This is a genomic window from Streptomyces sp. NPDC048352 (assembly GCF_040651895.1).
In the GTDB taxonomy this organism is placed as follows: Bacteria; Actinomycetota; Actinomycetes; order Streptomycetales; family Streptomycetaceae; genus Streptomyces.
Window position 1 is genome coordinate 20,752 of sequence record NZ_JBEZKZ010000048.1, and the last position, 13,830, is coordinate 34,581.

Sequence of the window (13,830 nt, forward strand, 5' to 3'; positions counted from 1 at the left end):
CATGACCCCTCCCCCGCCCCCGCGGCGCCGCCACCCCGGAGCAGCCACACCCTCGGCCCGCAAGCTGGGCACCGTACGCCGGTCCCAGCTCGTCACGACGTACGGCGTCGGCGCGATGATCGCAGTGGACAACGAGTCGTTCATGGTCTCGGGCCTGGACTCCTGGGACGCCGGGGAGGCCCGGGAGATCTTCGAACGCCGGCTCGCACGCATCCTGAACGTCGAGTCGTTCCGACTGCCCCCTTCGCCGGCACCCGAGCGGGCGAAGGACGGTGTGCGCGTACGCCGGTTCCCCGAGTACCAGCACTGCCCGACCTGCGCCGTGCTGCAACCGTTCTCGAAGTTCAACTCCCCGGCGGGCCGGGCGAGGTGCGGTGACTGTGAGGAGGACCTCGTCCCCTCGCGTTTCGTCATCGCGTGCGACCACGGCCACATCGACGACTTCCCGTACTGGAAGTGGGTGCACCGGGGGCAGGAGCGCCCACGCGAACGCTGCGACGGGAAGCTCTCCCTGCGAAGCACCGGCAGTGCGGCTTCGCTGCGGTCCGTCGTACTGAGCTGCAGCTGCGGTGTACCGGACGTCTCCATGGAGGGTGCCTTCCGCGCAAGGGCCCTGAAGGACCTCGGGATCGGCTGTTCCGGCCGCAGTCCTTGGCTCAAGGGCTCGACTCCCGTGCTCTGCAGCCAACTCCCCCGCGCCATGCAGCGAGGCTCCTCCACGACCTGGCATCCGATCACGGGCAGTGCCCTGTCCATCCCGCCATGGGGTGAGGGCCTGCACGCGCTGGTCGAGAAGCACAGGCTGATCGGGGCGAGCGAGGACAACATCCGGTTCTACTTCCGTGGCCGCCAAGGCCTGCTGAGCCCCATCGGCGCAACGGTCGAGCAGGTGATCGACCTCGTCCGGGCCATCGAGGAACAGGACACGGACGGCACCGACGTCGAAGTGCCCGTGGCGACGATGCACAGCTCGCTTCGCAAGGAGGAATACGAGCGGCTCGTCCAAGGCAACCCCGAAAAGTTCGCCTCGGATTGGCAGCCCTTCGTCTGCGAACCTCCGGAGCAAGAGCTAGGTGCTCTGCGTGAGCGAGGTTTCGACCGCGTCATGCTGGCCAAGCGCCTTCGCGAGGTGCGGGCGCTGTCGGCGTTCACGCGGGGCGCTGTACCCGCGGAAGGGGACTCACCGAAGCGCCACGCCGCCCTGAAGGCCTCGGCGGCAATCGACTGGCTACCCGCCATCGAGGTCAGCGGGGAGGGGGTGTTCCTCCGCCTGGACACCAAGCGCCTGCGGGACTGGGAGTCGCACCAGGCCGTGGTCGAGCGCGTCGAGCTCGTCCGCCGGAACCACCTCGTCCTGCTGCGCGAACGGGCCGCGGGAACCGCCCGCTCGGACGGCGACCTGGTGTCCGCGATCTCGCCTCGCTACGTCCTTCTGCACACGCTGGCCCACGTACTGATCAACGAATGGAGCCTCGACGGCGGCTACGGCACGCCCGCCCTGCGTGAAAGGCTGTACGTCGGGGGCGACATGGCCGGACTGCTCGTCTACACGGCCACCAGTGACTCGGCGGGCAGCCTCGGAGGCCTCGTCGCCCAGGGAGAACCCGACAGGCTGACACGGACCCTGGACTCGGCGCTGGCGCGCGCCTCCTGGTGCTCCAACGACCCGCTGTGCCTCGAGTCCGAGGGGAGCGGTGCCGGAGCCCTCAACCTTGCGGCGTGCCATGCGTGCGTGCTGCTGCCCGAGACGAGTTGTGAGGCGGGCAACGGCTTCCTGGACCGGGCTCTGCTCGTCGGCACGGCCGACGGGACCGTCCCGGGTTTCTTCCCCCGGTCTCTCTAGACTCCACGCAGCACGGCGGGCGGGTCGGCTTCCTCGGCCGTCCCGGCCCGCCGCTTCCGACCGCGGACGCCGAGCTCGGCGCGCCGGGCATCCACGATCGCGCGGACCCGGGACGCGGCACTTACTGCCGCCTCGTGCTCCCAGACCCTGACCGCCAACCAGCCGGACTCGGCCAGCCTCCGGTCGGTGTCCCGGTCACGTGCGCGGTTGCCCTCGATCTTGGCGCGCCAGAATTCGGCGTTGTTCTTCGGCCACGTGGCGTGCACGGGGCATCCGTGCCAGAAGCAGCCGTCGACGAATACCGCGACGCGTGCGGGTCCGAACACGATGTCGGCTTCGCGCCGCACGCCCTTCACCGGCTTCCGATGGATCCGGAACCGAGCCCCCTCGGCATGCAGCGCCTTGCGCAGGGCCACCTCGACGCCCGTGTCACGGCTCTTCTGGCGGCTCATTCGCGTACGCACGGTCGCTGTCGTCGGCAATTTCTCCACGCAGCCATTGTGAACCGTACGATCACCTGTCCACCCGGAACGGAAGCGAGAGCTGTTGGTGGCCGCGGGCTTGGGCTGTGGGTGGGGTGGGGCGGGGGGTGGTGAGGGTCAGGAGGGTGCGGAGGGCTGCGATGACTTCGGTCGGGGTGTCGCGGATCATCGACGGGGTCGCGCTGACCACCAGGATGCCGTGGGCCTCCAGGCGGAGCCGGCGGCGGAGGGTGGCGTGCCAGGCGTCCCGGGTGTAGTGGTACTCCGCCGAGTCGATCTCCAGGGCCACGCCCTCGTCGGGCCAGTAGGCGTCCGGGCTGGCCAGGAAGGTGCCGTCCGGGGTGTAGAGGCGGGCGTTCCACAGCGGGGTCGGCAGGCCGGTGCCGGTGAGGGCGTCGCGGGCCCGGGCCTCGGCCACCGAGCGGACCCCGGCCAGGAGTTCCGCCGCCGCGGCGCGGACGGCGGGGCGGGCCAGCAGGCGGGAGGCGCGGAGTTCGGCGTGGAGGTCGTGCGGGTGGCACCAGCCGGCCTGCACCACCTGGGCCAGCACGGAGCGGATCCGGTCGGGGTGCGCGTCGGCCCCCGGGCGGGCGGCGAAGTCGGCGGCGGCCCGGACCGGGCGGGCGCTGGGGACGCCCGCGACGGTGATGGTGCGCGGCCAGCGGGAGGTCGTCAGGGGCCGCACCTCCGGGGTGCCGGTGAGCCGGCGCGGGGCGCGGACCAGCACGTCGGCCGGGGTGGGCGGGGTGTCGCGGATGCCGAGGAGGGAGAGGGCGGCGGCGCCGGTGAGGGCGGCGGTCTCGCCGGAGAGCGGGTCGGCGGAGGGTTCGGCGGCGTAGAGGACTGCGGCCAGGGCCCGCTGGCGCTGGTCCGGCGGGCCGGTCTGCAGGAGGTAGACCCGTGGCAGCAGGCGCTGCCACGGCCCGCCGGGGCGGGTGCGGGAGGTGACGGTGGCGTCGGGGACACCGGCGGCGGTGATGAGCTGGTGGCGGGTGGCGAGGCCGAGCTGGCGGCGGGCCACTTTGGCGGTTCCGGGCGTGATCATGGCCCGGGTATGCCCGTTCCGCGTCCCGTCTAGCTGGGGCGGCCCGGGTGGTCCGGGGACAGGAAGACGACAACGCCCGTCTGGGTGCCGGGGAGCGCCGGTACCTCGTGCCAGCCCAGGCGGCGGTACGTGGCCACCGTGTCCCGGGCCAGCCGCGAGGTCAGCAGCCAGGCGCGCCCCTGCGGAGCGTCCTCGGTGATCTCCGCGAGCAGGGCCCGGCCGGTGCCGCGGCCGCGCGCGTAGGCCCGTACGGCGAGCTCGTCGATCTCCAGCGCCCCGACGAGCAGCTCCCGTACCCGGTCGGAGCCGAGCTGGGCGGCGACCTGGGGGTACGCGCGGTGCTGCGGGAAGGGGGACGGGGTCAGCCAGGCGGTGGCGAAGCCGTCGACGCCGGTCGCGGACTGGGCGAAGGCCATACGGAACCCCGGGCGCCGGACGTCCGTCTGCAGCCGCGTCGAGAACTGGCGAATGGTTTCTTCACCTTCGCTCCACGGCGGGGCGGAGAAGACGTCGGCGTAGGCGTCGACCAGTTCGTGCGCAAGGTCCAGGACGGTTCGTCCGTAGGAGATCACGGCGTCGGCTCCCGGTGGCGGTGAGTTGGGCGGGTTTCCCCCTGGAAGACCGAATCTACGCCCACGGGGTTCCACGGAGCGGCGGTGCACAGAAACGGAGAGTGTGCGACAAATCGCCTCCGCATTGTCCGTGTCGTGGGCCGCAGTGGGGCGTTGAGCAACCCGTGAACACGGACATATTGCTGCGGGCCACGGGACGGTGCGTGCTCGCCTTCCTCCTCGTCCTCGGGGTCGTCGCCCTGTTGCCGCGGGCGGTGCGGGAGGCGGTGCCGGACGCCGTGGTCGGCGGCGCGGTGCTCGTGCTCGGGGCGGTGGGGGTCCGGCGGGCATCGAGGGGCCCGCGTTAGGTTTGTGGGGGTCGGATCATCGGAAGACACGACGTACGAGGGAGTTCGAGATGGCTCGGGTACCGAGTTCCGCGGTGGCGGCGGCAGGGCTGGTCGGCGGTTACGCCGTCGCCCGCTGGACCAAGAAGCGGCCGCTGGGCGGTGTCGTGCTCGGCGCCGCCGGGCTGGTGGCCGGGCGGGAGTGGCACAAGCGGGGCGGGGTGCCCGCGGCGGCCGGGCTGGGGTCGCTGTACCTCGCCGGCTTCGCCGGTGCGCACCCGCTGGCGAAGAAGGTCGGCGCCTGGCCGGCCGTCGTGGGAGCGGCGGCGGTCGTGGCCGCGGCGTCCTGGGCGGTGGCCGACCGCGGCTGACCCTTCCCTCCGGGGGGTGCGGGAGCCGGCTGCCGTCCGGCTCCGCCGCCCGGGGGTGCCTGCGGGCGTCCCGCTGCCCGGGGCCCGGCCCTTCCACCCCTCCCGTGACCGGGTCGCGTCGGCACCGGGCCGCTGCGCGGGGCGGTGCCGAGGTCGGCTGCGGGTTCGCCGGGAGCGGTCCCGGGGGCTGCGGGTGTGACGCTGCGCGGGGCTGGTCCCCTACCCGCCCTTCCACCGTTCCCCGGGCTCTTCCCGGACCCGCGCCTCAAACGCCGGCGAGGCTCAAAACGCGACCCGACGCCCCGCAAACGCCAGCGGGGCTGAAGAGCCCTGGGGCTCCGCCCCAGACCCCGCGCCTCAAACGCCGACGAGGCTGGAAGTGGCGGCGCGGTCGTGCGCCTGCGGGCCGTACCCGGAGGCCCGCCCCCGGATCCCCCCGTCAAACGCCGGTTCCGCTGAAGCCGGCTGCACGCAGACCCGGCCCTCAGCCAGAACCGCGCGGCAGGCCGCGGGGCCGGAGGTCCCTCGGGCGCAGCCCGGAATGCGTCTCCGCCAGCGGCCTGAACCCCCAGACCGGCCCCAGACTGGCGTCGGACGCCGCGACATGAGGAGCGGGTAGCGATCTCATGCGCCTGTCGATCCCGGATGGGCCCCTGATCACCGTTTGGTGCAGGTACCAGCCCCAGCCGGCCGCCGACGCCCTCGGGGAGAAGCGCGTAGCGATCTGCCGCGTCTGTTGCTGCCGGACGGGCTCCATGTCGTCATTTGGTGCAGGTCGCGGCCCCAGGCGGCCGTCAGTCGCTGAGATGCGAGGAGCGCGTGGCGATCTGTCGCGCTTGGGTGCTTGCTGGGCTGCTGTGGTCGCTGTTCGGTGCGGGTTGGGCCCGGCCCCCGGTCCTGGGCGCCGGACATGGCCCCGGGAACCGGGAGGGGGTCATGACCCCTGGCCCCTCGCCTCGTCCCTGAGAGACCCGCTCCTGCCTCTCCTCCCCCGTGACCGTTCTTTTGGGGGCTTCCCGGCAGTCTTTCGGCTTTCCGGGGCGGGGCGGCCGGTCAAGGGTGGCCGAAGGCCATCGCGAAGCGACGCGAACGCAGTGAGCGCCCTTGACGGGCCGGCCCGACACGGAATGACGATGGGACTGCCGGGAAACCCCCAAACCGGCTGTGAGGCGGGCCCGCCGGTACTCCGCCCACCCGGCATCCCGCCCCGGGAGCGCGGGCCGCTCCCAGAGCCTCCCGTTGCCCCGGGCACCACCCGGGCCCCGCCGGGGGCGCGGGCCCAGGCGCGGGCCGCCAACGACCACCCACCCACACCAGGCAAGGCAGCCGGTCAACCACCGCCCCGGCCCCGCACCTCGCGGGGAGGCAGCGCGCCCGCGCCGTGGAGCGCATGGCGCCCCCTACCCCCCCAGCACCCGCGAGACCGAGTAGATCAGCAGGCCCGCCAGCGCGCCCACCACCGTGCCGTTGATGCGGATGAACTGGAGGTCGCGGCCGATGTGGGCCTCGATCTTGCGCGAGGTGTGCTCCGCGTCCCAGGCCGCCACCGTGTCCGTGATCAGCGAGGTGATCTCCGTCCGGTAGGTGGTGACCACGTACACCACGGCCCCCTCGATCCAGCCCTCCACCTTCGCCTGGAGCCGGCCGTCCGTCGCCAGCCGCGAGCCCAGGGAGATCAGAGAAGCCCGTACGCGCAGCCGCAGCTCGCTCTGCTCGTCCTCCGCCGTCGCGATGATCATCGTACGGATCGCGGACCACGCCGAGGCGATCACGTCCTGGATCTCGTCGCGCGCCAGTATCTCCGACTTCAGCCGCTCCACCCGCGCCCGCGTCTCCGTGTCCGACTGGAGGTCGGCCGCGAAGTCGCGCAGGAAGCGGTCCACCGCCGAGCGCGCCGGGTGACCGGGCATGTCCCGCATCTCCGTGACGAAGCGCAGCAGCTCCTTGTACACCCGCTCGCCGACCTTGCGGTCCACGAAGCGCGGCGTCCAGCCGGGCGCGCCGCCCTGGACCGCGTCCATCACCGAGTCCCCGTGGGTGACCAGCCAGTCGTGGGCCTTCGCGCAGACGAGGTCGACGGCGCGGTGGTGGCCCCCGTCGGCGACGACCCGTTCCAGGGTCTTGCCGATGCCCGGGGCGATCTCCACCGCCTCCGCCCGCCGCGTGATCGCCTCGCCCACCACGGCCTGCACATCGGCGTCGCGCAGCACGGTCAGGGCCCCGCGCAGCGCCGTGGCCAGCTCCGCCGTGACCCGGTCGGCGTGTGCGGGCTCGGCCAGCCAGGCGCCGAGCCGCCCGCCGATGCCGAGCGCGTGCAGCCGGGCGCGCACCACGTCCGCGGAGAGGAAGTTCTCCCCGACGAACTCCCCGAGGGAGACGCCGAGCTGGTCCTTCTTGGTCGGGATGATCGCCGTGTGCGGAATGGGCAGGCCCAGCGGCCGCCGGAAGAGAGCGGTGACGGCGAACCAGTCCGCGAGCGCGCCGACCATGCCGGCCTCGGCCGCGGCGGCGACGTAGCCCGCCCATGCACCGGCCCCCCACGCCTTCTGCGCGATCGTGGCCAGTACGTAGACCAGCGCGACCAGGATCAGCAACCCCGTCGCAGTGGTCTTCATCCGGCGGACCCCGCGACGGCGCTCCTCGTCCGCCGCGCTGAAGACGAACGCGCCCCGGGCGGGTGGTGGGGCGACCCGCACCCCGTCTTGGCTGTTCACGTGCTGCTCCTGCCCTTCCCCCGATGGCCGGTTTTGTCTGCATAGCATCCGACTCCCGGGAGGTCCGAGGAGTTCCCGGCGCGCCGCCGGTCCCGCCACAGCTCTCTTACAGCTCCTTGCGGGCCGTCCCTCCGTCCAGCCGCTCCGGCCCCTCCGGCGCCTTCAGCCCCTTCGTCCCCTCCGGCCCCGCCGACCCCTTCGGCGGCTTCACCTTCACCGCGACCCCGCCCCACAGTGCGAGGCCGTTCACGACGACCCGCGGGGCCCCCGGCTCCGGCCGGCTCCCCGGGGAGTCGCCCGGGTCGAAGGCGCCCATGACGCCGATGCCCCGTACGTCGACCTCCACGCCCGGCGGGACCGTGATCTCGATGCCGCCCATGACGGCCACGCAGGTGATGACGACCTCGCCCTCCGCGACGTCCGCCTCCCGCAGGTCCAGCTCGCCCCCTCCCCAGACGGCCACCGCGTTGAAGCGGGCGGGTACCGTCCAGCGGCCCTTGCGCTGGAAGCGCGACATGACGGCGACGCCCGTCGCCGAGGTCCCCGTACCGCCGATCCTGCCGCGCCAGGCCGAGGCGGCGGCCGACGCGGAAGAACCGGAGGAAGAAGCGGACGAAGCAGGAACCGGGGAGGCGGAACGGGGCGGCGCCGGCAGGTCGCGGGTCAGCGGTTCCAGCTCCGCGTACGTACGGGACGCGTACACCGCCTCCAGCCGCTCCTCGAACTCCTCCATGTCGAGCCGGCCCTCGGCCACGGCGTCCCGCAGCCGGTCCACCACCGCCTCGCGGTCGGCGTCCGACGCCCTCAACGCGGGCGCCCGCGGGGGCTCCTCCGAAGCCACCTCCTGCGACGCCACCTCCCCCGACAGCGCCTTCTCCTCCGGCAACGAATCCTCCGGCAACGACTTCCCCGGCAACGGCATCTCCGGCCGCTCGTCACTCATGCGGACCACCCTATGCAGAGACGGCATCCGCCACCCCGGCCCCGACCCTGATTTCCCCCTACCCTCCCGGCCCTCACCCCCGCCCCGCGTACATCCGGGCGATCACGTCCTCGATGTCCGGATCCCGCACCGACAGGTCCAGCAGCGGGTACCGGGCCGCCACCGCCGCCACCAGCGGTGCCGCCGACTCCCCCGCCGGGAACGCCAGCCACTGCCGCGGCCCCTCCACCTTCACCACCCGCGCCCCCTCCACCTCGAGCGGCGCGAGCTCGCGTTCCAAGTCCACCACCAGCGTCCGCTCCCCCTCGCCCAGGGAGTGCAGCCCGCCCAGCGCCCCGTCGTACACCAGCCGCCCGTGGTCGATCACCATCACCCGCTCGCACAACTGCTCGATGTCCTGGAGGTCGTGGGTGGTCAGCAGCACCGTGGTGCCGAGCTCCTCGTTCAACTGCCGCAGGAAACCCCGCACCTTCGCCTTGCTGACCACGTCCAGCCCGATCGTCGGCTCGTCCAGGTACAGCACCTCCGGATCGTGCAGCAGCGCCGCCGCGATGTCCCCGCGCATCCGCTGCCCCAGCGACAACTGCCGTACCGGTACGTCGAGCAGCTCGGCCAGGTCGAGGCGGTCCACGCAGCGCTCCAGGTTCTCCGCGAAGCGCGCCGCCGGGATCCGGTACATCCGGCGCATCAGCCCGTACGAGTCCTTCAGCGGCAGGTCCCACCACAGCGTCGTGCGCTGCCCGAACACCACGCCGATCCGGTGCGCGAGCCGCATCCGCTCCCGCGACGGGTCGATGCCCGCGACGCGCAGCCGGCCGCCGCTCGGGGTGAGGATCCCGGTCAGCATCTTGATGGTGGTGGACTTGCCCGCCCCGTTGGGCCCGATGTAGCCGACCACCTCACCCCGCGCGACCTCGAAGCTGATCCCGTCCACCGCCCTGACCTCGCGTTTCTCCCTGCGCATCAGCCCCACCCGGCGGCGTACGGCGAAGACCTTCTCGACCCCGTCCAAAGAGATGAGTGCATCGGCCACGACTAGCTCCCCGTGCTTCGGTACGAACGGACTCCCGCGCGCCACGCCAGCGACGCGGGCAGGAACACCGCGAAGGCCACCAGCGGGCTCAGGAACGCGGCCCACCCCGGCAGCCCCAGCGGATCGGGCCGCCCCAGCACGTACAGCGCGGGCAGCCAGTTGACGAAGGCCAGCGGGACAACGAAGGTCACCCCGCGCAGCAGGTCCCGCGCGAACACCGTCGGCGGGTACTGGAGCATGGCGCAGCCCCCGTACGTGAAGGAGTTCTGCACCTCCGCCGCGTCCCCGGCCACGAACTGGAAGGCCGCGCCGGCCACCAGCACCGCCCCGAAGATCCCCGCCCCGGCCAGGACCATCACCGGCACCAGCAGCACCTTCCCGGCCGTCCAGTCCACGTCCAGCACCGAGAGCGCCCAGCACAGCACCCCCAGCGCCTGCACGATCCGGCCCAGCCGGCGCAGCGCGAACCGGTCCGCCGCGACCTGGGCGAGCACCGGGACGGGGCGCACCAGCATGGTGTCGAGCGAGCCGTCGCGGATCCGCGCGCCGATCCGGTCGGTGTTGCCGAGGAACAGATCGGCCAGTGCCAGGGACGCCGAGCAGGATCCGTACAGCAGGGCGATCTCGGGCAGGGTGAACCCGCCCAGGGCGTCCACGTGCGAGAACATGATGGCGACGGCGACGAAGTCGAGCAGCGCGATGGCCGCGTTCGCGACGGTGGCCAGCAGGAACGAGGTCCGGTAGGTCATCGTCGACCGGACCCACATCATCACGATCAGCCCGTACCCGCGCAGCCCCTCCCGGACCCGGCCGCCCCGCCGCACCTCCGCCGCGTCCGCCGCGTCCGCCCGCCGGGCAGCGGCACTCCCCGCTCCCGGATTGCCCGCCCCCGCATTCCCCGCCTCCGGCTTCCCCGCCTCCGGCTTCCCCGCCTCCGGCCGCGTGACAGCCGCCTCAGCCACCCTGGACCACCACCTTCCGCGTCGCCGCCGACTGCACCAGCCGGCCGGCCCCCAGCAGGACCAGCGCCCAGCAGACCTGGAACCCCAGCGCCCGGGCGGCGTTCCCGGCCCCCGCGTGCGTGCCGAGCAGGACGTCCATCGGCACCTGGAGCATCGCCGCCCACGGCAGCACCCGCACCGTGTCGCCGAAGCCGCCGGGGAACACCGTCAGCGGCAGCAGCATCCCCGAGAAGAAGATGGTGACGACGTGGGCCACCATGTTGATCCCGGCCCCGTCCATCAGCCAGAAGGCCGCCAGCCCCAGCAGGTAGCGCATCGCGAAGCTGACCACCAGCCCGAGCACCACCGACGCCAGGAACAGCAGCCAGCGCAGCGGATCCGCCGGCAGCGCCAGCCGGAACGCCAGCGCCCCGGCGGCCAGCGGCACCACTCCGCGCCCGAGGAGCTGGAATCCCGACCGGCCCAGGTCGGCCGCGAGCCACCACAGCTGGAGGTCCGCCGGGCGGTACAGGTCGACCGCGATGTCACCCGTACGGACGCGTTCCTGGAGCTCGTCCTGGAAGCCGCCGCCGAGGAGGGCGCCGGCCGCGAGGAGGGACTGGCTGACCCACACGAAGGTGACTGCCTGGGCCTGGTCGTAGCCGCCGAGGCCCGGCCGCTCGTCCCAGAGCGCGATGTAGGTGTACGCGACGATGAAGCCGAAGACGGTGTTGGTGAACACCCCGGCCGCGGTCGCCGTCCCGTAGGTGGCGTAGCGGCGGAACCCGCCGGCCGCGACCGCCAGGTAGAGCCGCGGTCCGCCGCCGCCGTGCCGGTGCGGGCACCTGCCGGACGCCGGACCCCCGCGCGACGCCTCCCCCAGGACCCCGCCCGGCCCCTCCCCCGATACCGCCCCCGGGTCGCCTCTCTGACGCACCGTATCCCTCCGAACCCCACGTCGTTCCTACGTCGGCCAAAGCGCGCGAGCTTAGTGCGGAGGGGCGAGCCACGCGACCGTTTTATGCCCGTCCGGAGCGGAATCACCGGCCGTCGGGTAGACACCATGAGGTACGGATGTGGATATTTCGCACGCCCACGAGGAGCCCCGGCGATGAGCGACCAGTCACCACCACCGGGCTGGACCCCTCGTGACCCGGACACCCCGCGCCACCACCCCCCGGGCGCGCACACGCCCCGCCCCGGATCGCCCACCAGGCCCCGCCGCACCGGATGGCGCCGCTTCCTGCCCCCCTGGCGCACGGTCCTGGGCACCCTGTTGCTGCTCGCACTGCTGGTCGGCGGCGCGCTCGTCGCCGGCTACCTGCTGGTCGACATCCCCCCGGCCAACGCGGCCGCCACCGCCCAGTCCAACGTCTACCTCTACGCCGACGGCTCCCCGCTCGCCCGCGACGGCGAGGTCAACCGCGTCAACGTCCCCCTGTCGCAGATCCCCCGGAGCGTCCAGGAAGCCGTACTGGCCGCGGAGGACCGGGACTTCTACTCCGAACGGGCGGTCGACCCCAAGGCGATGGTCCGCGCCGCCTGGAACACGGCGACCGGCAAGGGCACCCAGTCCGGGTCGACCATCACCCAGCAGTACGTCAAGAACTACTACCTGGGCCAGGAACAGACGATCAACCGGAAGGTCAAGGAGTTCTTCATCGCGATCAAACTCGGCCGCGAGAAGTCGAAGGACTACATCCTCGAGGGATACCTGAACACCAGCTACTTCGGCCGCAACGCCTACGGCATCCAGGCCGCCGCCCAGGCCTACTACGGCAAGGACGTCAGCAACCTCACCACCGCCGAAGGCGCCTACCTCGCCACCCTCCTCAACTCCCCCAGCGCCTTCGACGTCGTCTCCCACCCCCGCAGCCGCGACCGGGCCCTCGCCCGCTGGAACTACGTCCTCGACGGCATGGTCAAGAAGAAGTGGATGACGGCCGGCGAACGCGCCGCCGTGCGCTTCCCCGAACCGGGCAAGGTCCGCCCGGCCGCCGGCCTCTCCGGGCAGCGCGGCTACCTGGTCGAAGCCGTCAAGGACTACATCAGCGAACACAAGATCCTCGACGACAGGACCCTCGCCGAAGGCGGCTACCGAATCACCACCACCATCGACAAACGCCGCCAGAACGCCTTCACCGACGCCGTCCAGAAGCAGCTGGTCGACGACCTCGACCCGGCCGCACGCCCCGCGGACCGCCTGGTGCGCGCCGGCGGCGCCTCCATCGACCCGGCCACCGGCAAGGTCGTCGCCCTCTACGGCGGCATCGACTACACCAAGCAGTACGTCAACAACGCGACCCGGCACGACTACCAGGTCGCCTCCACCTTCAAGCCGTTCGTCTTCGCCTCGGCCGTCCAGAACGACTCCCGCACCCAGGACGGCCGCCGGATCACCCCGAACACGGTCTACAACGGCGACAACAAGCGCCGCGTCACCGGCACCCGGATCCCCTACGCCCCCGAGAACGAGGGGCAGCAGTCGTACGGGGACATCACCGTCACCACCGCCACCGACCTCTCCGTCAACGCCGTCTTCGCCCAGATGGTCGTCGACGTCGGCACCGAGAAGGTCAAGCGGACCGCCATCGACCTCGGCATCCCCGAGAACACCCCGAACTTCGTCGTCGGCCCCGCCATGGCCCTCGGCACCCTGCAGGCCAGCGTCCTCGACATGACCCAGGCCTACGCCACACTGGCCGACCACGGCCGGTACACCCCCTACACCTTCCTGGAGAAGATCTCCAAGGACGACGAAACCATCCCCCTCCCGCACCGCGACCCGCGCCAGGCCATCAGCCGGGAGGCCGCCGACACCACCACGTCCATGCTGGTCAGCGTCGTGGACAACGGCACCGGCACGCAGGCCCTCGCGGCCGGCCACCCCGCGGCCGGCAAGACGGGCACCGCCGAGCTGGACCGCGCGGCCTGGTTCGCGGCGTACACCCCGGACCTGGTCACGGTCGTCTCGGTCATGGGCCAGGACCCCGACACCGGCACGCTCCAGTCCCTGTACGGAGCGCTGGGCGAGGCCCGCATCGGCGGCGGCGGCTACCCGGCCCGGATCTGGGCCGCCTACACGAAGACCGCCCTGGAGGCCACCGACCCCGAGGACTTCGACCTGGAACTCCAGCCGGGCGCGGCCCAGCCCCCGCCGCCACCGCCACCGCCCGTCCAGCCCAGCACCCCCGAGCAGCCCGAGGGCAGCCGCCCGCCCTGGCAGCGCCCCGACCGGCCGACCCCGCCGGGCCCGCCCACCCCGCCGGCCCCGCCGAACGGCGGCCAGACGCAGGGCGGGCAGGACAACGGCGGCCAGACGCAGGGCGGCCAGGACAACGGCGGCCGGACCAACGGCGGCGACACGAACGCGGGCCAGACCGACGGGGGCCAGACCGACGGCGGCCAGACCCAGGGCGGGCAGACGAACGGCGGCCAGACCACCGGCGGCGAAACCACCGGCGGCCGGCCCACGGGCGGCCAGACCACCGGCGCCCAGACCCAGGGCGGCACCACCCAGGGGCGCCGCCCGCCCGCCCGCTTCCTCGAATGAGCGGGGT

At 72.9% G+C, this 13,830-nt stretch carries 12 protein-coding genes; 4 read left to right on the top strand and 8 right to left on the bottom strand.

What is annotated here, in order from left to right; genetic code table 11:
- Position 1 precedes the first annotated feature (1 nt).
- The gene (locus tag AB0D45_RS23160) at positions 2 to 1,843 is read left to right on the top strand and encodes a DUF1998 domain-containing protein (RefSeq protein WP_362462060.1); all 1,842 of its coding nucleotides are present in this window, start codon (positions 2 to 4) and stop codon (positions 1,841 to 1,843) included.
- Here AB0D45_RS23160 and AB0D45_RS23165 read toward each other — a convergent pair.
- Genes AB0D45_RS23165 through AB0D45_RS23175 form a run of 3 tightly spaced genes read right to left on the bottom strand, consistent with a single transcriptional unit; the run spans position 1,840 to position 3,942 of the window.
- Complete coding sequence (locus tag AB0D45_RS23165) at positions 1,840 to 2,334, bottom strand: very short patch repair endonuclease (RefSeq protein ID WP_362462063.1); 495 nt, start codon at positions 2,332 to 2,334, stop codon at positions 1,840 to 1,842. The two genes, AB0D45_RS23160 and AB0D45_RS23165, sit on opposite strands and share 4 nt — an antisense overlap.
- 22 nt (positions 2,335 to 2,356) lie before the next feature.
- A complete protein-coding gene (locus tag AB0D45_RS23170; protein WP_362462066.1) occupies positions 2,357 to 3,370 on the bottom strand; it encodes a hypothetical protein in 1,014 nt (337 codons plus the stop codon).
- A 29-nt stretch (positions 3,371 to 3,399) separates the two neighbouring features.
- Positions 3,400 to 3,942, bottom strand: coding sequence for an acetyl-CoA sensor PanZ family protein (locus AB0D45_RS23175; protein ID WP_362462069.1), 543 nt, complete (start codon positions 3,940 to 3,942; stop codon positions 3,400 to 3,402).
- A 164-nt stretch (positions 3,943 to 4,106) separates the two neighbouring features.
- Here AB0D45_RS23175 and AB0D45_RS23180 point away from each other — a divergent pair, with 164 nt between their 5' ends.
- Together AB0D45_RS23180 and AB0D45_RS23185 are read left to right on the top strand one after the other, a co-directional pair.
- A complete protein-coding gene (locus AB0D45_RS23180) occupies positions 4,107 to 4,289 on the top strand; it encodes a hypothetical protein (protein WP_362462072.1) in 183 nt (60 codons plus the stop codon).
- A gap of 50 nt (positions 4,290 to 4,339) precedes the next feature.
- Positions 4,340 to 4,639: a hypothetical protein gene (locus AB0D45_RS23185; protein WP_362462075.1), complete on the top strand. Its 300-nt coding sequence runs from the start codon at positions 4,340 to 4,342 to the stop codon at positions 4,637 to 4,639.
- Between the two features lie 1,400 nt (positions 4,640 to 6,039).
- Here the strand turns inward: AB0D45_RS23185 and AB0D45_RS23190 are convergent.
- The 5 genes from AB0D45_RS23190 to AB0D45_RS23210 form a co-directional block, all read right to left on the bottom strand.
- Positions 6,040 to 7,254 carry a DUF445 domain-containing protein gene (locus AB0D45_RS23190; RefSeq protein ID WP_362462116.1) on the bottom strand — a complete coding sequence of 405 codons (1,215 nt, stop codon included), beginning with the start codon at positions 7,252 to 7,254 and terminating at the stop codon, positions 6,040 to 6,042.
- Between the two features lie 205 nt (positions 7,255 to 7,459).
- Positions 7,460 to 8,296 carry a DUF1707 domain-containing protein gene (locus AB0D45_RS23195; protein ID WP_362462078.1) on the bottom strand — a complete coding sequence of 279 codons (837 nt, stop codon included), beginning with the start codon at positions 8,294 to 8,296 and terminating at the stop codon, positions 7,460 to 7,462.
- A 73-nt stretch (positions 8,297 to 8,369) separates the two neighbouring features.
- Positions 8,370 to 9,329, bottom strand: a complete 960-nt coding sequence (locus AB0D45_RS23200; RefSeq protein ID WP_361597600.1) for an ATP-binding cassette domain-containing protein — start codon at positions 9,327 to 9,329, stop codon at positions 8,370 to 8,372.
- A gap of 2 nt (positions 9,330 to 9,331) precedes the next feature.
- On the bottom strand, positions 9,332 to 10,153 hold the full coding sequence (locus AB0D45_RS23205; RefSeq protein WP_361597681.1) for an ABC transporter permease: 822 nt from the start codon (positions 10,151 to 10,153) through the stop codon (positions 9,332 to 9,334).
- Between the two features lie 130 nt (positions 10,154 to 10,283).
- The gene (locus AB0D45_RS23210; protein ID WP_362462119.1) at positions 10,284 to 11,075 is read right to left on the bottom strand and encodes an ABC-2 family transporter protein; all 792 of its coding nucleotides are present in this window, start codon (positions 11,073 to 11,075) and stop codon (positions 10,284 to 10,286) included.
- Between the two features lie 306 nt (positions 11,076 to 11,381).
- On the opposite strand from AB0D45_RS23210, the gene AB0D45_RS23215 reads away from it, so the two are divergent.
- Positions 11,382 to 13,823, top strand: coding sequence for a transglycosylase domain-containing protein (locus AB0D45_RS23215; protein ID WP_362462081.1), 2,442 nt, complete (start codon positions 11,382 to 11,384; stop codon positions 13,821 to 13,823).
- Positions 13,824 to 13,830 lie beyond the last annotated feature (7 nt).